Raw genomic sequence first — 24,515 nt, forward strand, 5'->3', positions numbered from 1 at the left:
GTTAGGCTTTTATCTGAGCCCAATTATAGGAAATATGTCAGCATTACAAATAATCGCTTCAAAAATGATACAAAAAAAGCCCCGAAGCTTAAAAACTTCAGGGCTTGATCTATATTAGGTTGATTCTTAATTAATTTATTCCAAAAGCTCTTCCCTGGCCGCCACCTGCTGGTCTGTTCTGCCTAAAACGTTTCATCATATTTTCCATCTTGGTTTTGTATTCTTCAGGGGTAATCAATTTTGCTTTTTTAGGTGCAGTAACATCTTTTGCACTTACATTTCTATATTCAATGCTCTTGGCAATCGAGCTGTTCCCTCTACCCTCAATAGCCAATACCGCACCTTCTGTCCACATATTTGGATTAGGAGAGAAATCGAAACCTAAATCATTGGTGTACCAGATTTTGGTTTCTTCCACCACATTTTTATCCATATCTAAAATTTTGATGGCCCTGGTCGATCTTACAATGGCCTGGTGACAGGTAAAACCTAAAATCTGTTTGGTTGAGTCAGTTTTAACCACTTCAATTTTTGGTGCCTGAGCTATTTTTGACCTTGTCGTATCATTTGAGTTGCCACCGCCCGTTCTGAACGAAGAAATTGGACCGGAAGTAGATAGGGTTAACTTGCTCGGCATATAATAAGTCGTATCATTCAGGTCGAATACTTCAGTTAAACTTTTATCAGCAAAGTTGTAATAGTATTCCCGATTGCCGCCGCCACCACCAAAACGCATCATCATCCGGCCCATTCCGCCGCCGCCGCCACCTGCACCGTTGCTATCTTCCGTTTCTTCAACCGGCATATAACTGGCATTGGTTGCTGTAAATAATAATTCAAAATTGGTTTTGCTTGATGAAGGCATCCTCGCTTTCATCTGATCAGTTAACTGTATGCCATTGGCTGACGCCATAGCTGCAGGATCTATGGTGTTTTCAAACTGTATAGCTCCCGAAGTTTTTTTCTTTTGTGCATGCGCAACCGATACAATTGATAAAAATCCAAGTAGAGCGAAGGTTATTTTTTTCATTACGATTTAGTTTTGTGGATTAGATACGAAAGCTTAAAAAAGGTTTAACAAAGATATTTTAGATTATAATTTAAACGTGTTAAATTGTGTTAAAGTCAACCTCTATATCGCCTGCGCAAGCTATTTAAAGCAGATGTAATTTATTTTTTACAATAGATTTTTTGGAAAGCAATTGCAGTAGCTTTTCGGTAACGATAGTCCCGCCGTTTGCTTAATCCCGATTAAATCGACTTTATTCTAAAATCGCTCTTTAAATCGGGATAACGCTGTCGGTCAGGTTTATTTAACCTAAAACAGTTTTCCTCGGTCTGTGTCCTCACAGACCGAAATTTTAATTACAATGGAAATGGTCTGTGAGGACACAGACCATGGAGAAAATCAAACCGTCTATGTTTAAGTTAATATTCCGTACTCTCCAGCCAGCCATTACAAAGCACATCCGCAATATGCATGGTTTTGATCGGCAGGTTATTTTTATCAATGTAACCTTGCAGGTGCAGAAGACAAGAAAGATCCGTTGATATAATATAATCAGCACCCTGAGCCAGGGCATGGTTCACTTTCTGTTCGGCCATTGCAGATGAAATGGCATCAAATTTAACGGCAAATGTCCCGCCAAAACCACAGCACATATCGGTATCTTCCATTTCGATCATTTCCAGTCCATGTACTTTCGAAAGTAAGTGACGCGGCTCGTCTTTAATTTTGCACTCGCGTAACGCACTGCAAGAATCATGATACACTGCTTTCCCTTCCAGCTCGGCACCGAAATAATCTTTTTTCGCCACCTTAACCAAAAAATCGGATAATTCCCAGATGTTGGATTGCAAACTCCTGCATTTATTGTGAACAATGGTATTGGTAAACAGGTCGTTATAACCACCTTTTACCATTCCCACACACGATGCAGAGGGAGCAACGATATAAGTATTTTCGGAAAAATCGTTCAAGAATTTAGTTCCTACCTGTTTGGCTTCATCCCAATAACCCGCGTTATAGGCCGGTTGGCCGCAACAGGTCTGTTTCGAGTTGTATGTTACGTTACATCCCGACTTTTCTAATAATCTCAACGTATTGAAAGCGGTTTCGGGATATAACTGGTCTACAAAACAGGGAACAAACAATTCTACTTTCATCAACAAATTCTTTAGTCTGCAAACTTACAATTTTGCGGTTTCATTGCGCTCGGTTTTTTTCAGGAATGCTAAAAATACCAATCCAACTATAAAAAAGGATGCCAAAGCGATGATGGATTGGCGCATATTATGGGTTAAACCCTCAATAAATGCAAAACTAAACAAACCAATTACAATTGCCAGTTTCTCTGTCGCATCGTAGAAGCTAAAAAATGAAGCAGTGTCGGTTGTGTGCTCCGGAATATGTTTAGAGTAAGTGGAACGGGATAAAGATTGTATTCCTCCCATAATCAGACCAACAATGGCGGCCAAAGCGTAAAACTGATATTGATTTGTTATGGAGTATCCATAAATGCAACAACCTATCCAAATCAATACAACAATCATCAAAACATTAATATTTCCCAATTTTTTGGCTAAAATCGACATTAACCATGCACCCAGAATTGCAACAAGCTGAATGATTAAGATCACAGCAATTAAGCTACCCGATTCCAGTTTTAAAACCTTTGCACCGAAACCGGCAGCAGCAAGCATAATGGTTTGCACGCCCATTGAATAAAAGAAGAAAGCAATTAAATAGGTTTTCAAAAACTTCATTTGCTTTAACTGGCCCCATACCTTTGCAAATTCTCCAAAACTGCTTTTGATGATTCCTTTGTTAATGTATCCTGCGTTAGGAACGTCTTTCGGTAATGCCTTGAAAGGTATCTGGGCAAATAGAAACCACCATATCCCAACCAGCAGAAACGATATCTGAGCTGGTAACGACTGATCAGTAATTCCAAACAGTTCCGGTTTTAGTACAAAAACAAAACAGACCAGCTGTAAAATTACACTGCCGATATAGCCGTATGAAAACCCTTGGGCACTTACCTTATCCTGATTATCCTTTGAAGCAATTATCGGCAAATAGGCATTGTTAAACATCACACCACCCACATAACCCATTGCGGCCAGAACGAAGCAAATAATTCCAGCTTCTAAAGTTTCTAATTTGAAGAAAAACAAACCCATACAGGAGAATGATCCGATATAGGTAAACAATTTCATGAAGAATTTCTTTTTGCCCTTTGCATCAGCATAAGAAGATAACACCGGCAGCAATACGACCATTAATAAGTAAGCTACGGCAAGTGCATAGTTCGATAGAACGGTATTTATAACCGTTTTACCAAAAAAAGTTACTTCGTCGCCATGCAGTTTGGTTGTGGTAATGGCAACATAGTAAACAGGGAAAATAGTCGAGGTAATAACTAAATTATAGGCAGAATTTGCCCAGTCGAAGAAAGCCCATGAGCGTATGGTTTTCTTATTGTCTTTTTCTATCATTTATTTTTCGCTTCTAGGAAGACTGCACTGATTGTTTGAGGATACTGATTAAATAGTTCATTACAAAACTAATATTTTATTGCTAACTTGATAGGCATTTTTCTCACATCTCACATCTCACATCTCACATCTCACATCTCCAAATAATACTTCTTCCCATCAGTTTTAATCTTCCCTGCATCCAGTAACTCTCTTATAGCATCAATTCTATCTGTTTCTGTGCCATTTTTAATATGACTAACCAAATCATCAAGGCTGAGCGTTTGTTGTTGGAGCAAAGAAATAATTTCATAATCGATTTCTTCACGTTCAGATTGGTGGTTTTCGGCTTTCTTTTCAGCCAGACAAACATCGCAGACACCACACTTTTTGGTATGATGTTCATCAAAGTAATTAAGCAATTGAATGCTTCTGCACAAATTAGATGAGGCATAAGCTACTACCGCATTGATCTGCTTGTGTAAAATCTCTTTTCTCAGTTCCAGGTATTTTACATCCAGGTCAAAGTGATCCATATCTACCCTCGGTCTAACATACTGCAACTGCGGTTGATCTGTTTGCTGGATATAGGTAAGCAATTCAATGGTCTGCAATTTATTCAGCAAAGCAATAATATCATTATAAGATAAACCTGTTCTCTTGGCTAAATCCGCTTCATTAATTTTAACGAAACCATCAAAAGCGCCTCCATAAGAGCGTAAAATGGTCTTTATTATTCCATCATAAGCCTTATTTTCGATCTGGAAACGATAAACATCCTCATGGCCGGCAATAAACATTATCCTGGAAGGTAAAAAAACACTTTCAGAAAAGGTAAGATAGCCATCATGTTCTAAAAACTTTAGTGCAGAAATTGTTTTTAAAACATTTACATTAAACCGTTTGCAAAAATCAGCGATATCGAATGGAAAGGTTAAACCTTCGCCCGCTCCAAATGCCAGTTGAAAATAGTTGCCGAGATAATGATAGGTTTTTCTGATTTCATCTGGCGAGGGAAAGCTATCCAAATACCGCGACTCCAGGCCCATGATGTCGGATCGATTGGCCAATAAAACGGCGTAACTTCTTTTTTCATCACGACCTGCCCTGCCCGCCTCCTGGTAATAAGCCTCCAAACTTTCAGGCAAATCCAGATGCACCACAAAACGAACATCTGCTTTATCAATACCCATGCCGAAAGCATTGGTAGCCACCATGATCCGGGTTTTATTATTCTTCCACTCTTCCTGCTTCAGAAAGCGTACATCGCGTTCCAGTCCAGCATGGTAAAAATCGGCTTTAATTCCGTTCCGGTTGATAAAATTGGCCACCTCTGCGGTTTCCCGTCGGTTGCGAACATACACTAAACCTGTACCTTTAACATTTTTACAGATATTGATCAGCTTTTTATATTTATCTTCATGACCAACAACCACATAACTTAAATTATCCCTTGCGAAGCTTTTTACAAAGATCTGTGGATCTTTCATTTCCAGTTTCTCTACAATATCCTTCCGCACAAATTCAGTAGCGGTTGCAGTAAGCGCTAAAACCGGGATACCTGGTAAGATTTCGCACAGTTTGGATAGCTGCAGATATGGCGGGCGAAAATCGTAACCCCATTGCGAAATACAGTGTGCTTCATCAACCGCAATGAGGTTAACATTCATGTAAGAAATCCTGACCTGAACCAATTCTGAAAGTAATCTTTCTGGCGAAAGGTACAGGAATTTAACCTTGCCATAAATACAGTTATCCAGCAAAATATCGATTTCGCGTTTACCCATGCCGGCATAAATGGCAATGGCCTCAATCCCTTTCGATTTCAGGTTTTCTACCTGATCTTTCATCAGGGCAATTAGTGGAGAAACCACGATACAGATTCCCTCCTTCACCAATGCCGGCACCTGAAAACAGATTGATTTACCGCCACCTGTTGGCAAAAGCGCTAAAGTATCTTTTCCGTCCAGAACCGAAGCGATAATGTCTTCCTGTAGTGGCCTAAAAGCCTGGTGCCCCCAATATTTTTGTAAAATCTCTATTGCTGTCATAAATCGGCGGTATCAAAACTATACATTTAATCCAAAATCGCCACTTATTATTGTTAGAAATTGAAAAAATCATCTTCAGAAAAGATTATTAACTTTGCTAAATAAGACAGATTACATGTTAGAAACGCAGTTTGCAGGTTATTCCCTTTTTCTTAATTTCGTCACCCTGAATTTATTTCAGGGTCTGAATAGAGGGAAAGATGCTGAAATAAATTCAGCATGACGACACGATTAAACTGCGTTTTTTTATTTAAATGTAGGTGTAAAAACCATTCAAATTTTCAGCAGTGCTTAAATAGATACATTTTTAAAAAATGTTTCAAAAAAAATACACGAATTTTCAAATAACCATTCAATCCTCATAATGAAACACTTTTATTTTCTAACCGCTCTTTCGCTATTGTTTTTCAGTGCTAATGCCCAGGAAAAGAAGTGGGACATTGAAAAATACCAGGGAACAACCAAAAACTTCACTTTAAATACGGATGAAGGAACCTGGATGAACCTGGATGTAAGTCCCGACGGGCAGGAAATTGTTTTTGATTTATTAGGCGATATTTACGCAATGCCAATCACCGGAGGTGTGGCAAAGCTAATTAGCGGAGGTATTGCCTGGGATGTTCAGCCGCGCTTTAGCCCTAACGGAAAATACATTTCCTACACGAGTGATAAAAGTGGCGGAGATAACATCTGGATCATGAACCGGGATGGCTCTGGTAAAAAACAGATCACCAAAGAAAACTTCAGGCTGTTGAACAATGCCACCTGGATGCCAAACAGCGAATACATCATTGCACGTAAGCATTTTACAGCAAGCCGTTCTTTGGGTGCAGGAGAAATGTGGATGTATAGCATTAACGGTGGCGATGGTGTGCAGTTAACGAAGCGTAAAAACGACCAGCAGGATGCGGGCGAGCCCAATGTTTCGCCGGACGGAAGATTCGTTTACTTTAGCGAAGACGTGAGTCCAGGCCCCAATTTTGAATACAGTAAAGACCCTAACGGAACTATTTATGCCATTCGCCAACTCGATTTAACTACCGGAAAATTAACTACCTTAATTGATGAACAGGGCGGTGCCTGCCGTCCACAGGTTTCTCCAGACGGAAATTTAATTGCTTTCGTAAAACGCGTAAGGCTGAAGTCTACGCTATACGTTCAGAATCTCAAAACCGGAGAAGAATGGCCGATAAATGAAGATTTATCCCATGATCAACAGGAGACATGGGCAATTTTCGGGGTTTATCCAAACTTTGCCTGGACACCAGATAGCAAAAGCATTGTTTTTTATGCAAAAGGAAAAATTAGAAAAACGGAAATTGGTACCTTGATCAACACCACCATACCTTTTCAGGCAAATACGATCCAAACCGTACAAAAAGCATTACATTTTGAGCAGCAGGTTTTCAATAATGAATTTTCGGCAAAAATGTTAAGGCAGTTAACCACCTCGCCCGATGGCAAAACAGTCGTTTTTAATGCAGCAGGGTACCTTTACAAACAGGAACTGCCTGCCGGAATACCGGAAAGGTTGACCAACGGACTGGATTTTGAATTCGAACCGGCCTTTAGTCCTGACGGAAAATACGTTGTTTATACTACCTGGAGTGACGAGCTACGTGGAGCAATAAAACGGACGGATCTAAAATCTGGAAAAACCATCATGCTAACTGATGAAAAAGGGTTTTATTACTCACCGCAATATTCTACTAAAGGAGATAAAATCGTTTTCAGAAAAGGAAGCGGAAACGATGTTTTAGGCTATAACTTTGGTCGTGGCACAGGTATTTTTCTTATGCAAGCCAATGGTGGGGCCAAAACTTTAATTTCGGATAATGGAATCCGTCCGCAGTTTAACAATACCGATACCCGCATCTATTTCCAGACTTATGCTGACGGGAAAAAAGCACTAAAGAGTATTGACCTGAACGGAGCAAATGAAAGAATTCATTTCACTTCTCAATATGCAAATCAGTTTGTGATTAGTCCAGACAATAAATGGCTGGCATTTAATGAATTATTTAATGTTTACATCACACCGATGATTAATATTGGTACAGCACAGGAAGCCTCTGCGGGCAATAAGGCTATCCCTGTTACCAAAGTGACTACAGATGGCGGAACCTATATTCAATGGAGTGCAGACAGCAAAAACCTGCATTGGACATTAGGCCCAAAGTATTTTACCATCGACGTAAATAGTGCCTTCAATTTTGATGGAGCTACCCCCAAAACTGAGGCTTCTGCCATTGATATTAACCTCGTATTGAAATCTGATGTTCCTACGGGGATACTGGCATTTAAAGGAGCTAGGATTATTTCGATGAAAGGCGATGAAGTGATTGAAAACGGCACCATCGTTACAGATGGAAATAAAATTACAGCGATTGGAAAGGCAGATGCGGTAACTATCCCGGCAAATGCCAAAACCATTGATGTTAACGGCAAGACAATCATGCCGGGCATTGTTGATGTTCATGCCCACTTAAGGACGAGTCCGGATGGAATAACGCCACAGAGCGACTGGAGTTATATGGCCAACCTGGCTTTTGGAGTAACCACTTCGCACGATCCATCAAGCAATACCGAAATGGTTTTTAGCCAGAGTGAAATGCTTAAGGCTGGCAGAATGGTTGGTCCGCGGGTTTATTCTACCGGGTCTATTTTGTATGGTGCAGATGGTGATTTTAAAGTGGTGATTAATAGTTTGGATGATGCATTGGCTCATCTGCGCCGTTTAAAGGCGGTAGGTGCATTTTCGGTTAAATCATATAATCAACCACGTAGAGAGCAGCGTCAACAGATCCTGGAAGCGGCCCGTCAGCTCAAAATGGAAGTCGTACCCGAAGGTGGTTCTACATTTTTTACGAACATGAATATGGTTGCAGATGGACATACCGGCATTGAGCACAGTATACCGGTTTTGCCAGTATATAAAGATGTTACTACCCTTTGGAACAACACAGAAGTAGCCTACACCCCTACGTTAATTGTAGCTTATGGTGGTCAATGGGGCGAAAATTACTGGTATGACAGGACCAACGTTTGGGAAAACGAAAAACTAATGACTTACACGCCACGTTCAATTATTGATGCACGGGCGAGACGCAGAACCACTTCTGAATATAGCGATTATAACCACATCGAGGTTGCTAAGGCCACCAAACAAATTGCTGATGGCGGCACTAAGGTTAACCTCGGCGCACATGGGCAGATTCAGGGTTTGGGAGCACACTGGGAGCTGTGGATGCTGGTTCAGGGGGGCTTTAGTCCGCTGCAGGCCATTAGGGCAGCAACTCTAAATGGCGCAAGCTATTTGGGCATGAACAAAGAAATCGGTTCATTAGAAGTAGGTAAACTGGCAGATATGGTTATTATGGATGCCAATCCTTTGGATGATATCCGGAACTCTGAAAAAATCAAATATGTGATGATTAATGGCCGGCTTTACGATAGCGCTACCTTAAACGAAGTAGGAACCAGAGAAAAATTAAGGGCTAAGCTGTGGTTCGAGAATGCAAAAGGAAATGGTTACATTATTCCAAATGGGGAATCAGAAACCTGGACTTTTACGGTTCCACATTGTGATTAATCAATTAGTATCTGTAATATCTAATTAAATAATATAACATGCATATCAGCATTTGATGATGATATTCATTTATAACCAAGAAATAACAAACGAACTGTTAACAGTAGTTGCATTGTTAATAGACTAATAAATGCCGATATGAAACCAAACAAGCTTTATAGTATAGCGTCAATTATATTCTTAATCTTGAGCATAGCGGTATTCTCTTACAGCGGATATTACATTTTAGGTATTCAGACTGTAAACCTGTTTCTAGCACTAATTGCAATGGCCTATATCACCGCGTTTATATCGGTAATGAAAAACAGAAAATCGGTTATTTCGTGGTTGCTTTTAGTCGTAAATTCGATCGTACTCATCTGCATCATTTACTTTTTGACGCACTTTAAAATGAAGATGTAGCGATATCTTTATAAGTTTTTGTCATTCTGAACGCAGTGAAGAATCTTTTAAAACGAACCGTAATTGTTTTACAATACCAGTAAACCGTATGCTCTTAATGTATTGATTGGTTTAGAATACCAGAAAAGTTCAAAATTCTCCATTTCCTGTTCAAAATCTGCCTTAACTTCCTGAAAAGTATATACTTTTTCATTCGAGACCGAAATTTTATTCAAAATGGCAGTTAACCACTCGCCTTCCTTTTTATTAGTCTGAATGGCAAAAGTTTCCTTTTTATCATGAAAGGTAAGCGAAGCCATTTCCCATGTATTTCCTTTTTTTGATTTCGTAAAATAATCAGCAAAGGGCTTTCCTCCTATCCATACTACTTTTGCAGTCGGTTTAGTGGTAAACTGATCACTGTCAATCAATGCCTTTTCAATAAAATTAGCAGGAATTTTTGTTCTCGGGATTTTAAAATCGAACCAATCCTGCAATTCGTAATCAAAACAGATACCATGCATAAAGTTGAACAGCGATTTTTTTAGCCCATAACTGAATTTATCGTGATCGATCCCGGTTTTATCGGTATAACTGATGTCGTTATTCGCAAAGGTCCCGATAACTTCAGTATCTTTCACTACGCCGAATTTTTCAGGATACATCCCGACAGGGCTATGCGCCGTCATGGCAAACTGGTGCCAAAAGCCTGATTGTAATATTCCAGCTTCAAACAACTGCCGCACCATCTCTAAACTATCAACCGTTTCCTGTACCGTTTGCGTAGGATATCCGTACATCAGATAAGCATGGACCATAATCCCTGCTTCGGTAAAGTTACGGGTAACCTTAGCTACCTGTTCTACCGTTACCCCTTTATCAATCAGTTTTAACAAACGATCAGAGGCGACCTCCAATCCTCCCGAAACCGCAATACAGCCTGAGGCCTTTAACAACAAACATAAATCCCGCGTAAAACTTTTCTCAAACCGGATATTCGTCCACCAGGTAACTGCTAATTTCCTCCGGATAATTTCCAAAGCGACTTCGCGCATTAATGCCGGTGGTGCCGCCTCGTCTACAAAATGAAAACCATTCTGTCCGGTTTTAGCATATAAATCCTCAATACGGTCAACAATTAACCTGGCTGCAACAGGTTCATAAACCTTAATATAATCGAGTGAAATATCACAAAAAGTACATTTGCCCCAGTAACAGCCATGAGCCATGGTGAGTTTGTTCCAGCGTCCATCACTCCACATACGGTGCATCGGGTTCACAATTTCGATTACCGAGATGTATTGATCCAAAAGCAAACCAGTATAATCTGGCGTGCCGACATCAGCCTGTTTATAATCGTTCCTGAAAGCATCATTGCGATAAACAACTTTACCCTTTTCGAGCAAAAAAGTTCTTTTATAAAAGTGGGCTTCTGTTGGAATAGGGTGCGTAATATTATGATATAACAATTCGATAGGCAACTCGCCATCATCCAAAGTAATGTAATCGAAAAATTCAAAAACCCGAACATCTGATAAGGATCTTAATTCGGTATTGGGAAAACCACCACCCATTGAAATTTTAATTTCGGGATGATTGGCCTTTATCCATTGTGCACAGCGAAAAGCACTGTATAGGTTGCCGGGAAAAGGAACAGAAATCAGGAATAGTTTAGGCTGAACTGTTTCAATTTTATCCTTTAAAACTGATATTAAGATCTGATCAATGTAAGTGGGTTCCTTTGATAACGCGTTATATAACTCGTCAAAAGAATTTGCGCTTCTGCCCAGCCGTTCAGCATAACGGCTAAAACCAAAATTTTCGTCGACGCATTCTACAATATAATCGGATATGTCTTCCAGGTAAAGTGTGGACAAATGTTTTGCTTTATCCTGCGTACCCATCGCCCCAAAAGCCCAATCTAATTCTTCCAATTGCAAAAAACGGGAAGCCTGTGGCAAAAAATCATCACTGCAGATCTGTAAGGCCAATGTCGGATTCTTTCCCTGTAAAAAAGCAATTACGGCATCAATGGTTTTTAAATATTCATCCTGTAAAGCGAAGATTCGTTTGGCGTTATCACTTATGTTTTTCTGATTATCTACATTAAGTTCAGTGTGACGGAACAAATCTTGCAGTCCCTTTTTAGAAAATAGCTCTAAAATGACTTCAATTCCTAAATCGGCCTGTGTAGCACTGATATTTTTGGTGTTCAAAAAACCTTTTATATACGCCGTTGCCGGATATGGAGTATTCAGTTGGGTAAAAGGTGGCGTAATGGCAAAGATTTCGGTTTTCAAAAGGAATTGTTTTCTGCAAAAGTACATGATTTCCGGAAGTTTATTGTTGTAATTTTAAGACTACCGTGCTAGCGAATCATCAACTCCAATTAATTTCTTGCGTTTTTGTAATTGCCTAACCTGATAATTGCTTTAAACTGAATAATAAACTAAAAGCCAGATTAACACGTTTTATAATTACATCAACACCTTTTTTCTACCTGGATGAAGATCTTTTGCCTTTACTTCCTGATGCTGTGCGTGCAAATCAGCTTTGCACAGAAAACATTTACATTCCCAAAAATTAAAACACAAGGAACTTCCATTGAACAGGTAACGCCTGTCAACTGGACAGCCATAAATCAGGCTCATGGCGATTTAAACAATGATGGTTCAGATGATTTAGCGGTAATCTTTGAATACAATAAGACAATCAGCGAAACACGGGCATACGGCGATAACAATAGTTCGATTATAAAGGAAACGCAGAAACCCAGGATACTGGCCATATTTTTCAAAGATCAGTTAACTGAAGCACTGACTTTATCTATACAAAACAACGATTTTATTTTACGTTCAGAAGAAGGTGGTAAATTAGGAGATCCCTTACAGCAAATTGCGGTCAAAGATCAACAACTTTACCTCCGTTTCCAGGGTGGTTCTGAATGGCGCTGGGAATTAGGCTATACCTTTAAATTTGAAAATAGAGATTGGTTTTTAACCAGCGCGATTAACCTCTATTTTAATCAGAACTCCGGAGATATGACCGAAAGAGTTTATGATTTTAGAACCCGGGAATTATTTACCACTGTTGGGAACCTGCACAGAAGAGATATTGCCAACCAGAAAACCAGCGAGGTTTTATATTTTTCACAGTTAAGGACTTTCAGTACATTTAAAAAGCCATGGGCATGGGAAATTATGCCGAATGTTTATTTGTAACAGGGCAAACCTATCAGGTTTTTGAAACCTGATAGGTTTAATAACCGTTAAATATTCTGCGCAATTACAAAACCACTGGCCCAGGCCCATTGAAAGTTATAGCCGCCAAGCCAGCCGGTTACATCCAAACACTCGCCACCGAAAAACAGGTTTGGGATTTTTTTGCATTCCAAAGTTTTAGAAGAAATTTCGTTCGTATCGATTCCTCCGCGCATTACCTCAGCCTTATCATAACCTTTATCTCCTGCAGGCTTTACCTTAAAATGGTGGATGGTTTGTTCTATTAAATCAATTTCCCCTTTGGTTAGTGCAGCAACGGGTTTATTCAAAGGTAAAAACTTACCCAGTGCATCCGTAAATTTCCTGGTATAAATTCGGTTTAGCAATGTAGACACTAAGGTCTTACCGTTTGTTTTTCTTTCCGCTTCCAATAACGAAACTATATTTTGGTGTGGCAGCAAATTTAAATTGACTGTCTGTCCCCTCCTCCAAAAAGAAGAGATCTGCAAAATAGCCGGACCACTCAGTCCCCAGTGCGTAAAAAGAATATTCTCTTCAAATGATATTTCGTCGTTGCTCACTTCACAAAAAACGGCATTACCCGAAAGTTGTGCAAACCACTCTTCGTCTTTTCCGGTAATGGTTAAAGGAACCAGGGCTGGTGCAGTTTCAACAATTTTTAAGTTGTGTTTTCTGGCAAAGCGTAAAGCAAAATCAGTAGCCCCCATTTTCGGGATCGGTAATCCACCGGTGGCAATGACCAGTTTCGCCGCACTTAGTGTAACCATCTTACCATTCCTTTCATAATTAACCCTAAAGCCATCAGGTAAAATTTCAATTTCTTTTACATCAGCACTGCACCTGATTTCCTGTCCAAAGTCTTCACAAATAGCCGTAAAAACCTGTACCACATCTTTGGCATTTTTTTGATCCGGGAATAATTGCCCTAAAGTTTTTTCTTTGCCTTCAATGCCATAAGTTTCAAAAAAGCTAATGGTATCGTCAACCGTCCATTGGGTAAAAGCAGATTTTACAAAGTGCGGGTTGGCCGATATAAATTGCTCTGCCGATGCGAATTGGTTGGTATAATTACAGCGGCCACCTCCTGAAATTAGAATTTTTGCGCCAGGTTTTTCATTTTTCTCCAGCACAATAACCCTCTTGCCCAGATAGCCTGCCTGCACTGCGCACATCAGTCCACACGCACCTGCCCCAATAATTATTGCATCAGCATTCATCTATAAAATTTATTATGGTTACTTTTGCACAAAAGTAGCATTATTTTCAAGCGCATGGCAAAACAGATTAGCGAATTAAAATTAGGTATTTTAGGTGGCGGGCAACTGGGCAGGATGCTCATTCAACAAGCCATAAACTATAATGTAACCACATTAGTTTTAGACCCGGATCCTGATGCTCCCTGTAAACACATTTCCAATTATTTCGAAAATGGCTCCATCACAGATTTTGACACCGTTTATAATTTTGGCAAGAAAGCCGACATCATCACCATTGAAATTGAAAAGGTAAATATTGATGCACTTGAGCAGCTCGAGAAGGAAGGCAAAAAAGTATTTCCGCAATCAAGGGTAATTCGTTTAATCCAGGATAAAGGAGTACAGAAACAGTTTTTCAAAGAGAACGATATCCCGACTTCTCCTTTTCAGATTGTAAATACAAAGGAAGATATGGAAAACTGCAATATTCCGTTTCCATATATATTAAAACTGCGTAAGGATGGTTACGACGGTAAAGGGGTAATGAAAATCAATGGTGCCTCCGATCTGGAAAAAGCTTTTGATGCACCCTGCATTGTTGAAAAACTGGTTGATTTTGAAAAAGAAGTAGCCGTGATTGTGGCACGTAACGCCAATGGTGATGTGAAGACATTTCCAATGGTGGAAATGGAATTTAATCCGGAAGCCAATCTTGTTGAGTTTCTGATTTCGCCATCCACTTTTGCTGAAAGTTTGCAACAAAAGGCCGAAAACATCGCTAAGAATATAGCTTCAGCAATGAATATTACCGGTATTTTAGCGGTGGAAATGTTTGTATGTAAAGACGGTGAGTTACTGGTAAATGAGGTTGCTCCCCGCCCGCATAATAGCGGTCATCAAACTATTGAAGGCAATTACGTTTCTCAGTTCGAACAACATTTACGCTCCATTTATAATTTGCCGCTTGGCGATACCAGCAGCATTACCAATGCCATTATGATCAATCTGCTTGGAGAAAAAGGTTTTGAAGGTGTGGCCCAATATGAAAACCTGGAAAAAGTACTCGCCATAGATGGTGTGTATGTTCACCTATACGGTAAAAAGTACACAAAACCTTTCCGCAAGATGGGCCATGTTACCATTGTTGATATAGACAGGGAAAAAGCGATTGAAAAAGCAAGGTTTGTACAAAAAACACTAAAGGTAATTGCTTAAGCCCCTACCTCGCCGAATTGGATCAAAAAGCAGGATAAAGAAATAAATTTAGAAGAAATAAAAACAGATATGAGTCAAGGAAATTCAAATTCAGCATTAGTAGGGATTATTATGGGAAGCAAATCAGACCTGCCGGTGATGCAGGATGCTGCTGATGTACTAAAAGAATTTGGAATCAATTACGAAATTACGGTAGTTTCTGCACATAGAACACCAGAACGTATGTTCAATTATGCTAAAGAAGCTCAGGGCCGTGGCTTAAAGGTGATTATTGCAGGCGCTGGCGGCGCTGCCCATTTACCCGGAATGGTAGCTTCGATCACCACCTTGCCCGTAATCGGTGTCCCGGTAAAATCATCAAACTCTATTGATGGTTGGGATAGTATTTTATCTATCTTACAAATGCCTAACGGTATTCCGGTAGCCACAGTAGCTTTAAATGCAGCTAAAAATGCGGGCCTGCTGGCATCTCAGATTTTAGCTACCGCTGATGAATCTTTAACGGCTAAAATGCAGGCTTATAAAGATGAGTTGAGAAAAAAGGTGGAGGAAAGCGCTGATAGTCTGGAGTCCTAAGTCTGGAGTCGGAAGTCTGTAGTCTATTTTTAATGTTAGTTTCATTTTCTGACGTGGATCGCCATGCTGAACTTGTTTCAGCATCTTATGAGAAGCTAGTCAATGGAATAAATTAGGCTGACGATAAAAGTTTATAAAGACTATTAAAGCACTTCAATAGATATTAACCACAGCAAAACTTATTGAATGATATAGAAACGTGCGATGTAAGATTAGTTTTAACAGCACGTTTTTTTATTCTAAATTTATAATATCACCTGGTTTGCAATCCAATACTTTACAGATTGCTTCAAGCGTATCGAACCGTACGCCTTTCGCCTTTCCTGTTTTTAATATTGAGAGGTTTACAATTGTTAAACCAACCTTTTCGGATAATTCAGTTAACGACATTTTCCGTTTGGCCAACATCACATCTAAATTTATAATTATAGGCATATCTTAGTTTTATACGAATGATTCGTTTTCTTGCTTGATATCAACTCCCACTTTAAAAGCAAGTCCAAAAGCAAACAGCACCATGCCAATAATCGTTTCGGTATCTAATATCCCTACACCATTGCTAAGGTAGTAGCCTGAATCGTTCAATTTTAAACTGCTGATACAATTAATAAATAGTTCTTGAGTAATCCATCTTATAATGGGCAAACAAATCAATACTATGCTACTTAATATAATAATTGTCGCGTTTTTTCTTGTAAATATTTCGTTTAAAGTAAGTGATTTGAAAAACCGCTTTATGGAAAGAATGATAAAACCTATACTAAGAAAATAAATAAAATAGGCCAACTGAAAACCAATTGCCGATAAAGAAAACAACTCGGTAAAGGTTTTAAACCTTAAATAAACCATCGCCTCTTTATTTTCATTTACTAAGACCTTATTATTAAACCATTTGTCCAAACTTCTGTTGCCAGCTATTACTTTAGCTTTAACTATAGGTTCGGCCTTTACATGATATAACTCGTACCACTTAACGCCTTGGCTTGCACTTGGCACGCCAGAACTAAACATCTTAATTAACAATAGAATAACATAGAAAACCAATACAACAGTGGCCAGTACATTTAATACTTTGATTATCTTACTTTCGGAAAGTTTCATAAATAATAATTTAAATATGAAACAAATATAGTTTTATTTAAAATAAAACATTAATTATTTATCGTTTTATTTTAAATTAACAATTTTCTATTTATAAAAAGCCAGCTATTACTAATTGAAAACTAATTAATTAAGACTCGGATCTGCGGGAAAATTACTGATATGCGCATATTTCGGTCCCAGGTTCACAATCACATCGCGCCAAAGTTTTTCGTCATCATTACTAAAAATCAGATCAGGGTTAAAGTTATCACTTACCATCCAGGCATTTTGCTGTATTTCACGATCAAGCTGACCATCATCCCAGCCCGAATATCCCATAAAAAATTTCACTTCGTCCTGCTGTATCGCATTGGTATTGATCAGGATCTTAAGTGTTTCAAAATTTCCACCCCAGTATAAACCGTTTCCGATTGGTTCGCCACTTTGTAACCTGTCATAACACCTGTGGATAAAATGTAAGGTATCTGCCGCAACAGGACCACCGAAATAAATGTAATTTTTGGCATCCCATAAATCGGGAATTACATCATTCAATACCAGATTGCCTACCTGATTAAGAATATAACCTACAGTGCCATCCTCGCCATGTTCTGTTAATAACACAACAGATCTTTTAAAATTGGGATCAGCCATAAAGGGTTCTGATATGAGCAAGCGACCGGTTTTTGGTTTTATATTGTTCAGCATGATGATAATCATTTGTTACACCGTAAAAGATGCCTATTTTTGTTAAATGCAAGTTACAAATGAATTTCTACAAAACCTGCGCCAAGATTACAAAAGCGCTTCACTAGATGAATCTGACGTTGATCCAGACCCGATTGTTCAGTTTCAAAACTGGTTTCAACACGCGGTTGATGCTCAGATATACGAACCTAATGTAATGACTTTGGCCACTGCAGATAAAGCTGGCAGGCCCGATGCCCGCATTGTTTTACTTAAAGGTGTTGATAAAGACGGCTTTCGGTTTTTCACCAATTACCTCAGTGCCAAAGGAAAAGAGCTAAAACGCAATCCTTATGCTGCATTAGTGTTTTTCTGGCCCGAATTGGAAAGACAGGTGAGAATTGAAGGTACCGTAGAAAAACTGGATAAAGAAACCTCGGAAGCCTATTTTAATACCAGACCGGTTGCCAGTCAGATTGGTGCGGTAGTTTCGCCGCAAAGCCAGATTATTCCAAACAGGGCATTTCTGGAAGAAAAAGTTGAAGAACTGAAAGCTAAAAGTACTGAAAAGGGCATTGTTAAACCGGCACATTGGGGCGGTTATATTGTAAAACCGACCAGAATAGAATTTTGGCAAGGCCGAAGAAGTCGGTTGCACGATAGGATAAACTTTGAACTGGTAAAAGGAAGCTGGACAAAAACCAGGTTGGCACCATAACCTTTTCTATAAAATTAATATAGATTGGTTTTGCAACAAATCTTTTCTACCAAATCGTTTATTAGTAATTTCCCTTTAATCATTAAAGAATGAAACAAATCGCAGTTATCGGATCTGGAACTATGGGAAATGGCATTGCCCATACCTTTGCACAATTTAATTATAAGGTCAATCTGGTTGACATCAGCCAGTCTGCGTTGGATAAGGCCATGCAGACCATCGCCAAGAACCTTGACAGACAGGTTGCCAAAGGAACCTTAACAAACGAGCAGAAATCAGCTTCATTGGATAATATCACTACTTATACCTCAATAAAAGATGGGGTTCAAAATTGCGATTTAATTGTTGAAGCCGCTACAGAAAACATTGACTTAAAGCTGAAGATCTTTAGGGATTTAGATGAATTTGCGCCTGCACATGCCATTCTGGCTTCCAATACTTCTTCTATATCGATTACTCAAATTGCTGCCGTAACCGGCAGAGGTGATCAGGTAATCGGAATGCACTTTATGAATCCCGTGCCGGTGATGAAGTTAGTAGAAGTAATAAGAGGTTATGCCACAAGCGATGAAACAACCAGCACCATTATGCAGCTGTCTCAGCGTCTGGAAAAGGTTCCTGTGGAGGTAAACGATTATCCGGGTTTTGTGGCCAACCGAATTTTAATGCCCATGATTAACGAGGCTATCTATACGTTATACGAAGGTGTAGCGGGTGTCCACGAAATTGATACCGTAATGAAACTTGGAATGGCACACCCGATGGGCCCCTTGCAGTTAGCCGATTTTATTGGCCTTGATGTTTGCCTGGCGATATTAAAAGTATTAAACGATGGTTTCGGAAACCCGAAATATGCACCTTGCCCGTTACTGGTAAACATGGTGGCAGCGGGCAAAAAAGGTGCTAAAACTGGTGAAGGCTTTTATCAATACGTTTCAGGATCAAAAAATCTCATTGTTTCTGATAAATTTAAAAAATCCTAATTTTTTTAGTATTTAATTTTATATTTGCTGCATGAATGAGCATCTGGACCCTGAAGCAAGCCACTTAACCCCTACCGATCGCGATATTGAAAGGGTTTTAAGGCCGCAGGCATTTGAAGATTTTACAGGACAAGAGAAAGTGATGGAAAACCTGAAAATTTTTGTTCAGGCAGCTAAACTCCGTGGCGAAGCTTTAGACCACGTGCTTTTGCATGGTCCTCCGGGATTAGGTAAAACCACACTTTCTCATATCATCGCCAACGAAATGGCAACCGGTATCAAAGTAACATCAGGCCCTGTATTGGATAAACCCGGCGATTTGGCTGGCTTATTAACCGGCCTGGATGAAGGTGATATTCTTTTTATTGATGAAATCCACCGTTTATCCCCTTTGGTTGAAGAGTATCTATACTCAGCCATGGAAGATTTCAAAATCGATATCATGCTCGAAACTGGTCCTAATGCCCGTTCAGTGCAGATATCACTTAATCCTTTTACATTAGTGGGTGCAACCACACGCTCCGGCTTGTTAACAGCACCCCTGAGAGCCCGTTTCGGAATTAATGCCCGTTTGGCTTACTATGACGCTAAATTACTCACTACAATCGTGCTCCGCTCATCCGAAATATTAAAAACGCCCATCAGCGATGAAGGTGCCTATGAAATTGCCAGACGCAGCCGCGGTACGCCCCGTATAGCCAATGCCTTATTACGCAGAACCAGAGATTTTGCACAGATTAAAGGTAATGGAACTATCGACACCGAAATCGCCCGTTATGCATTAGACGCATTGAACGTAGATGAACATGGTCTGGATGAAATGGATAATAAGATTCTGGTTACGATTATTGATAAATTTAAAGGCGGTCCGGTGGGCTTAAAGACCATTGCCACCGCCGTTGGAGAAGATGAAGGTACTATTGAAGAGGTTTATGAACCATTTTTAATTCAGGAAGGCTATATCATGCGTACTTCACGTGGACGAGAAGTTACCGAGGCCGCATACAAACATTTAAAGAAAAATTTTCCTGGACAAACCGGAAAGCTGTTTTAGGAAACATTGGTTTCGTCAAAATCGCCCTTTCCACCAATGTGCAACCGGATGGAAAAATCTATTGACTGATCCCAAAAACCTCTCTGCTACGGTTGAGGTGCGGACCGTAAATAAAATTAACTGCCATTCCAGCGCAGGCCGGATCTTAAGGGCTTGGTACCACTCATTACCATTTCCATCAGACATGTATTGAACGGAATAAATAGAAAGAAGCAATATCTTTTACAATAAACATCGCTTTATTCACTCAATTGGGTATGATGATTTACATTCGGTAAACACCGAGCTGTTTAAAAAAAAACAAATTGAAGTTCCTTTTTTATATATCTGTTACAATAGAAGTTTTGGCACAGCGTTTGAATTATTTGAACCACACACAAATAAATTGGATTATTATGAAAAAGTTATTCATCATCTCCGCGATTTTAGGTATCGTGGCATTAACTTCTAATCAATCTAACGCTCAGGTAAATATTAATGTGAACATTGGTCCTCAACCAACGTGGATTCCTGCTGGTTACCAAAACGTTAATTATTATTATCTTCCAGAAGTTCAATCTTACTATTATGTCCCTCAAAGGCAGTTTGTTTATTTGAATGGCAACCGTTGGATCAGATCAAGGTATTTACCTGCCAGGTATAGGGGTTATGATCTGCATCACGGACGAAAAATTGTAATGCGCGGAAACAGTCCATACCGTGATTACCACAGGCATAGGGTAACTTATGTAAGCCGAAATAACTATTACCGCTCATCTTATGGCGGCGGTGTCGACAGGATTAGAAACCGCGCACCAAAGCATCATTATAAACCACATCACGTTGACCATAGGAACCATGATAAAAGGGTAAATACAAGTTTATTCTCCAGAGGTTACAGAGAGAAGCATGGTCATGGCAGACATTAAAATAAAAAAGAGGCTTTAAGCCTCTTTTTTATTGAGAAAGCAAGCTGACATGAATCAGCGCAGCTTTTTTCATTCTATTGATGTGGAATAAAACTTTCTGCTTTTTCCAGAACAACCTTTAGACCTACCGGATTTTTACCTCCTGCTGTAGCATAAAACGGCTGTCCACCGCCACCGCCCTGGATTTCTTTACCCAGTTCGCGAACGATATTTGAAGCATTTAATCCTTGTTTCACCAGCTGATCAGCCAGCATTACTGTTATTCCTGGTTTGCCATCAATTTCTGTCGTGAAAACCAGGAAAAGGTTATCAACCATATCTCTTAAAGAGAAAGCCAGGTTTTTAACGGCCTCAGCGCTTTGTAGATCAATGTGTTTAGCAATCAGGTTAACGCCATTTATACCTCTTACATGATGTACAATATCTTGTTTCAACGTATTTACACGTTCTATCGTCGATTTTTCAATTTCCTTTTTCAGCTTTGCATTTTCATCAAGCAATGCCTGCACAGCTGCAGATAAATCTTTGCTCCCGTTTAGTAAAGCTTTTAAATGACCCAATTCTTTTCTTTGATCGAGGAAATACTGTTCAGCTTTATCAGCAGTTATGGCTTCGATCCGTCGAACGCCGGCTGCAACAGCGCTTTCTGAAACAATTTTGAACGAGCCGATCTGTCCGGTCGCTTTTACGTGCGTACCGCCGCAAAGCTCTTTGGAAAAATGATCGTCAAAAGTGATCATGCGGACAAAATCGCCATACTTTTCGCCAAATAAAGCCGTAACACCACTTTCAATGGCATCCTGATAAGGAACATTACGTTGTTCTTTTAACTTAATATTTTGCCTGATTTTCTGATTTACAATTACCTCAATCTGTGCTAATTCCTCATCAGTCACTTTAGCAAAGTGAGAAAAATCGAAGCGCAGGTAATCTGCATTCACCAAGGAACCTTTCTGGTTGACATGTTTGCCCAGCACCTGTTTTAAAGCGGCGTGCAACAAGTGCGTAGCCGAGTGGTTATCTTCAGTTAAGATCCGTTTATCTTCATCTACAACTGCCCAGAACTTTCCTTCCAGATTATCGGGCAATATATCGGTAAAATGAACGGTCAGACCGTTTTCTTTTTTTGTATCTGTGATGTCTACCCAAAACTGGCGGCTATGGTCTTCTAAACGTCCGGTATCGCCTACCTGACCACCGCTTTCAGCATAAAATGGCGTTTGGCGCAATACAATCTGATACTGCTCTTTCCCTTTAGCTTTTACTTTACGGTATTTTAAGATCTCGGTTTCAATTTCCAAATCATCATAACCCACAAACTCACTTTGATCATCAGCATTTACGATAATCCAGTCACCTGTATCAATGGCGGTTGCGGCACGGCTATCGTCTTTTTGTTTTTTAAGCGCCTGTTCGTAGCCAGCCAAATCAACAGTTAATCCCTTTTCTTTAGCCATTAACTCAGTTAAATCAATCGGAAAACCGAAAGTATCCGATAATTCGAAAGCTATGTGCGCTTCTACTTCTTTAAATTTTTCAGGATGCGCCATTGCAGTAACTTTAAAGATATAATCTTCAAAAATCTTTATACCTTTTTCTAACGTCCTTAAAAAAGAAACCTCTTCTTCCAAGACCACTTTTTGTACAAAATCCTGCTGCGAAATCAGTTCATCAAAAACACCTTTAAACTGCTCTGCCAATAGCGGCACCAATTGATTTAAAAATGGTTCTTTAAAGTTTAAAAAGGTATAGGCATAACGTACAGCCCTGCGTAAAATCCTGCGGATGACATAACCGGCTTTATTATTAGAAGGCAACTGACCATCGGCAATCACAAAGGAAATGGCACGGATGTGATCGGCCATGACGCGCATGGCAATATCGGTTTTCTCGTCGGCACCATATTTAATACCCGACTTTTCAGCAATGAACTGAATCATCGGTTGGAAAACATCGGTATCATAGTTTGAGGTTTTTTCCTGTAAAACCCGTACCAAACGTTCAAAGCCCATCCCGGTATCAACATGTTTGGCTGGCAAGCTCTGCAATGAACCATTTTTTAAACGGTTAAACTGCATAAATACATTGTTCCAGATTTCGATTACCTGCGGGTGATCTGCATTGACCAGCGTAGCCCCATCAACCAAAGCTCTTTCTTCATCCGTACGGCAATCTACATGGATTTCTGAACACGGTCCGCACGGCCCCGTATCGCCCATTTCCCAAAAGTTATCTTTTTTGTTTCCAGGTAAAATATGGCTTTCGTCTACATATTGTTTCCATAAATCGTAGGCTTCCTGGTCTTTCTCCAGCCCTTCTTTTTCATCGCCTTCGAAATAAGTAACATATAATTTATCCTTAGGGATTTTATAAACCTCCGTCAACAATTCCCAACTCCAGGCAATCGCCTCCTTTTTGAAATAATCGCCAAAGCTCCAGTTGCCCAACATTTCGAACATGGTATGGTGATAGGTATCAATACCAACTTCTTCCAGATCGTTATGTTTACCCGAAACACGTAAACAGCGTTGTGTATCTGCAACACGAGAATATTTTATAGCGGCTTCCCCTAAAAAAAGATCTTTAAACTGGTTCATACCGGCGTTGGTAAACATTAAAGTGGGATCGTTTTTAACCACTATCGGTGCCGAAGGAACAACATGGTGTTGTTTTGATTCAAAAAAACTAAGGAATGCCTGTCTAATCTCTTTTGCTGTCATTTCAATATTATTGGAGGGAACAAAATTAAAATTTTATTGCGTTAATAAGGAAAAATCAAGCTACATTTGAATACTTTAATTAAATGATATAAAACGCTCATAATCAACAATAAAATATGCCTTATAAAGAAAGAGACATTAATAAAATGTATTATACCATGGGCGAGGTGACTGAAATGTTTAATGTCAACGCATCGCAGATCCGTTTTTACGAAAAGGAATTCGACATCCTCCAGCCCAAAAAAAACAAAAAAGGCAACCGCCTTTTTACGCCTGAAGACATTGAAAATCTAAAAATTATTTTCAACCTCGTTGATGAAAAAGGTTTTACCTTAAAAGGTGCTAAAGAATATCTGAAGAATAATAAAACGGGTGTGAAAGAGAATCAAAAAATTATTGATTCATTGGAAAAACTGAAAAGTTTTCTGGTCAATCTGGCACAAGAACTTTAATTATCCTGTTAAGTTACTAAACCGTATATATTCCCATATTAAATCAACTATTTAAAAATACATTTTTGTAGTTTTTGATGATTTCCTTATATTAGAACTACCAATACAAAAATCACCCTAATTTTTTATTAACCAGCTTAAACCCTGCTTATGAAAATTTTGTGTGTAGTATTGCCCGCC

20 protein-coding genes are annotated in these 24,515 nt (G+C 39.4%); 10 read left to right on the top strand and 10 right to left on the bottom strand.

The window, feature by feature from the left end:
- Positions 1 to 130 precede the first annotated feature (130 nt).
- From DV942_RS01580 to DV942_RS01595, 4 genes are all read right to left on the bottom strand, one after another.
- Positions 131 to 1,030: a hypothetical protein gene (locus DV942_RS01580; protein ID WP_090979542.1), complete on the bottom strand. Its 900-nt coding sequence runs from the start codon at positions 1,028 to 1,030 to the stop codon at positions 131 to 133.
- Positions 1,031 to 1,428: 398 nt separating this feature from the next.
- Positions 1,429 to 2,166, bottom strand: a complete 738-nt coding sequence (locus tag DV942_RS01585; protein WP_145854699.1) for a (Fe-S)-binding protein — start codon at positions 2,164 to 2,166, stop codon at positions 1,429 to 1,431.
- A 24-nt stretch (positions 2,167 to 2,190) separates the two neighbouring features.
- Complete coding sequence (locus DV942_RS01590) at positions 2,191 to 3,498, bottom strand: MFS transporter (protein ID WP_145854701.1); 1,308 nt, start codon at positions 3,496 to 3,498, stop codon at positions 2,191 to 2,193.
- Positions 3,499 to 3,629: 131 nt separating this feature from the next.
- Positions 3,630 to 5,528, bottom strand: coding sequence for a RecQ family ATP-dependent DNA helicase (locus DV942_RS01595; protein ID WP_145854703.1), 1,899 nt, complete (start codon positions 5,526 to 5,528; stop codon positions 3,630 to 3,632).
- A gap of 364 nt (positions 5,529 to 5,892) precedes the next feature.
- Here DV942_RS01595 and DV942_RS01600 point away from each other — a divergent pair, with 364 nt between their 5' ends.
- Together DV942_RS01600 and DV942_RS01605 are read left to right on the top strand one after the other, a co-directional pair.
- Complete coding sequence (locus DV942_RS01600) at positions 5,893 to 9,120, top strand: amidohydrolase family protein (RefSeq protein WP_244950800.1); 3,228 nt, start codon at positions 5,893 to 5,895, stop codon at positions 9,118 to 9,120.
- Between the two features lie 138 nt (positions 9,121 to 9,258).
- Positions 9,259 to 9,522, top strand: coding sequence for a hypothetical protein (locus DV942_RS01605; protein ID WP_145854706.1), 264 nt, complete (start codon positions 9,259 to 9,261; stop codon positions 9,520 to 9,522).
- Between the two features lie 68 nt (positions 9,523 to 9,590).
- Here the strand turns inward: DV942_RS01605 and DV942_RS01610 are convergent, their stop codons facing one another.
- On the bottom strand, positions 9,591 to 11,801 hold the full coding sequence (locus DV942_RS01610) for a B12-binding domain-containing radical SAM protein (RefSeq protein WP_186462393.1): 2,211 nt from the start codon (positions 11,799 to 11,801) through the stop codon (positions 9,591 to 9,593).
- A 204-nt stretch (positions 11,802 to 12,005) separates the two neighbouring features.
- Between DV942_RS01610 and DV942_RS01615 the strand changes: the two genes are divergently transcribed.
- Positions 12,006 to 12,722 (top strand): hypothetical protein, encoded by a 717-nt coding sequence (locus DV942_RS01615; protein WP_145854710.1) that lies wholly within the window; start codon positions 12,006 to 12,008, stop codon positions 12,720 to 12,722.
- A 47-nt stretch (positions 12,723 to 12,769) separates the two neighbouring features.
- On the opposite strand, the gene DV942_RS01620 is transcribed toward DV942_RS01615, so the two are convergent.
- Positions 12,770 to 13,960 (bottom strand): BaiN/RdsA family NAD(P)/FAD-dependent oxidoreductase, encoded by a 1,191-nt coding sequence (locus DV942_RS01620; RefSeq protein ID WP_145854712.1) that lies wholly within the window; start codon positions 13,958 to 13,960, stop codon positions 12,770 to 12,772.
- Between the two features lie 54 nt (positions 13,961 to 14,014).
- Here DV942_RS01620 and DV942_RS01625 point away from each other — a divergent pair, with 54 nt between their 5' ends.
- Together DV942_RS01625 and purE are read left to right on the top strand one after the other, a co-directional pair.
- Positions 14,015 to 15,154: a 5-(carboxyamino)imidazole ribonucleotide synthase gene (locus tag DV942_RS01625; RefSeq protein ID WP_145854714.1), complete on the top strand. Its 1,140-nt coding sequence runs from the start codon at positions 14,015 to 14,017 to the stop codon at positions 15,152 to 15,154.
- A 69-nt stretch (positions 15,155 to 15,223) separates the two neighbouring features.
- The gene (purE, locus tag DV942_RS01630; RefSeq protein ID WP_145854717.1) at positions 15,224 to 15,730 is read left to right on the top strand and encodes a 5-(carboxyamino)imidazole ribonucleotide mutase; all 507 of its coding nucleotides are present in this window, start codon (positions 15,224 to 15,226) and stop codon (positions 15,728 to 15,730) included.
- Between the two features lie 234 nt (positions 15,731 to 15,964).
- Here the strand turns inward: purE and DV942_RS01635 are convergent, their stop codons facing one another.
- From DV942_RS01635 to DV942_RS01645, 3 genes are all read right to left on the bottom strand, one after another.
- Complete coding sequence (locus DV942_RS01635) at positions 15,965 to 16,165, bottom strand: helix-turn-helix domain-containing protein (RefSeq protein WP_145854719.1); 201 nt, start codon at positions 16,163 to 16,165, stop codon at positions 15,965 to 15,967.
- A gap of 9 nt (positions 16,166 to 16,174) precedes the next feature.
- A complete protein-coding gene (locus DV942_RS01640) occupies positions 16,175 to 16,831 on the bottom strand; it encodes a DUF2975 domain-containing protein (protein WP_145854722.1) in 657 nt (218 codons plus the stop codon).
- Positions 16,832 to 16,957: 126 nt separating this feature from the next.
- Positions 16,958 to 17,521 carry a YqgE/AlgH family protein gene (locus tag DV942_RS01645; protein ID WP_145854723.1) on the bottom strand — a complete coding sequence of 188 codons (564 nt, stop codon included), beginning with the start codon at positions 17,519 to 17,521 and terminating at the stop codon, positions 16,958 to 16,960.
- Positions 17,522 to 17,567: 46 nt separating this feature from the next.
- Here DV942_RS01645 and pdxH point away from each other — a divergent pair, with 46 nt between their 5' ends.
- The 4 genes from pdxH (at position 17,568) to DV942_RS01665 (ending at position 21,163) form a co-directional block, all read left to right on the top strand.
- Positions 17,568 to 18,218, top strand: coding sequence for a pyridoxamine 5'-phosphate oxidase (gene pdxH, locus DV942_RS01650; protein WP_090979566.1), 651 nt, complete (start codon positions 17,568 to 17,570; stop codon positions 18,216 to 18,218).
- Between the two features lie 89 nt (positions 18,219 to 18,307).
- Positions 18,308 to 19,201, top strand: a complete 894-nt coding sequence (locus DV942_RS01655) for a 3-hydroxyacyl-CoA dehydrogenase family protein (RefSeq protein WP_145854725.1) — start codon at positions 18,308 to 18,310, stop codon at positions 19,199 to 19,201.
- 31 nt (positions 19,202 to 19,232) lie between these two features.
- Positions 19,233 to 20,255, top strand: coding sequence for a Holliday junction branch migration DNA helicase RuvB (ruvB, locus tag DV942_RS01660; protein ID WP_090979571.1), 1,023 nt, complete (start codon positions 19,233 to 19,235; stop codon positions 20,253 to 20,255).
- Positions 20,256 to 20,650: 395 nt separating this feature from the next.
- Positions 20,651 to 21,163, top strand: a complete 513-nt coding sequence (locus tag DV942_RS01665; protein ID WP_145854727.1) for a hypothetical protein — start codon at positions 20,651 to 20,653, stop codon at positions 21,161 to 21,163.
- A gap of 74 nt (positions 21,164 to 21,237) precedes the next feature.
- On the opposite strand, the gene alaS is transcribed toward DV942_RS01665, so the two are convergent.
- Entirely contained in the window at positions 21,238 to 23,883 is a 2,646-nt protein-coding gene (gene alaS, locus DV942_RS01670) for an alanine--tRNA ligase (protein WP_145854730.1), read from the bottom strand.
- Positions 23,884 to 23,999: 116 nt separating this feature from the next.
- On the opposite strand from alaS, the gene DV942_RS01675 reads away from it, so the two are divergent.
- Positions 24,000 to 24,335, top strand: a complete 336-nt coding sequence (locus tag DV942_RS01675; RefSeq protein WP_090979577.1) for a MerR family transcriptional regulator — start codon at positions 24,000 to 24,002, stop codon at positions 24,333 to 24,335.
- Positions 24,336 to 24,515: the final 180 nt, after the last annotated feature.

It is taken from the genome of Pedobacter suwonensis (genome assembly GCF_007833675.1).
Lineage (GTDB): Bacteria > Bacteroidota > Bacteroidia > Sphingobacteriales > Sphingobacteriaceae > Pedobacter > Pedobacter suwonensis.

What these genes read in the sequence shown, in the direction of transcription:
- DV942_RS01600 (WP_244950800.1), top strand. Translation starts at nt 5,893, where the DNA reads ATGAAACACTTTTATTTTCTAACCGCTCTTTCGCTATTGTTTTTCAGT.
- alaS (WP_145854730.1), bottom strand. Translation starts at nt 23,883, where the DNA reads ATGACAGCAAAAGAGATTAGACAGGCATTCCTTAGTTTTTTTGAATCA.
- DV942_RS01635 (WP_145854719.1), bottom strand. Translation starts at nt 16,165, where the DNA reads ATGCCTATAATTATAAATTTAGATGTGATGTTGGCCAAACGGAAAATG.
- ruvB (WP_090979571.1), top strand. Translation starts at nt 19,233, where the DNA reads ATGAATGAGCATCTGGACCCTGAAGCAAGCCACTTAACCCCTACCGAT.
- DV942_RS01595 (WP_145854703.1), bottom strand. Translation starts at nt 5,528, where the DNA reads ATGACAGCAATAGAGATTTTACAAAAATATTGGGGGCACCAGGCTTTT.
- DV942_RS01655 (WP_145854725.1), top strand. Translation starts at nt 18,308, where the DNA reads ATGAAACAAATCGCAGTTATCGGATCTGGAACTATGGGAAATGGCATT.
- DV942_RS01590 (WP_145854701.1), bottom strand. Translation starts at nt 3,498, where the DNA reads ATGATAGAAAAAGACAATAAGAAAACCATACGCTCATGGGCTTTCTTC.
- DV942_RS01675 (WP_090979577.1), top strand. Translation starts at nt 24,000, where the DNA reads ATGCCTTATAAAGAAAGAGACATTAATAAAATGTATTATACCATGGGC.
- DV942_RS01625 (WP_145854714.1), top strand. Translation starts at nt 14,015, where the DNA reads ATGGCAAAACAGATTAGCGAATTAAAATTAGGTATTTTAGGTGGCGGG.
- DV942_RS01645 (WP_145854723.1), bottom strand. Translation starts at nt 17,521, where the DNA reads ATGCTGAACAATATAAAACCAAAAACCGGTCGCTTGCTCATATCAGAA.
- purE (WP_145854717.1), top strand. Translation starts at nt 15,224, where the DNA reads ATGAGTCAAGGAAATTCAAATTCAGCATTAGTAGGGATTATTATGGGA.
- DV942_RS01640 (WP_145854722.1), bottom strand. Translation starts at nt 16,831, where the DNA reads ATGAAACTTTCCGAAAGTAAGATAATCAAAGTATTAAATGTACTGGCC.
- DV942_RS01615 (WP_145854710.1), top strand. Translation starts at nt 12,006, where the DNA reads ATGAAGATCTTTTGCCTTTACTTCCTGATGCTGTGCGTGCAAATCAGC.
- DV942_RS01620 (WP_145854712.1), bottom strand. Translation starts at nt 13,960, where the DNA reads ATGAATGCTGATGCAATAATTATTGGGGCAGGTGCGTGTGGACTGATG.
- DV942_RS01665 (WP_145854727.1), top strand. Translation starts at nt 20,651, where the DNA reads ATGAAAAAGTTATTCATCATCTCCGCGATTTTAGGTATCGTGGCATTA.
- pdxH (WP_090979566.1), top strand. Translation starts at nt 17,568, where the DNA reads ATGCAAGTTACAAATGAATTTCTACAAAACCTGCGCCAAGATTACAAA.
- DV942_RS01605 (WP_145854706.1), top strand. Translation starts at nt 9,259, where the DNA reads ATGAAACCAAACAAGCTTTATAGTATAGCGTCAATTATATTCTTAATC.
- DV942_RS01580 (WP_090979542.1), bottom strand. Translation starts at nt 1,030, where the DNA reads ATGAAAAAAATAACCTTCGCTCTACTTGGATTTTTATCAATTGTATCG.
- DV942_RS01585 (WP_145854699.1), bottom strand. Translation starts at nt 2,166, where the DNA reads ATGAAAGTAGAATTGTTTGTTCCCTGTTTTGTAGACCAGTTATATCCC.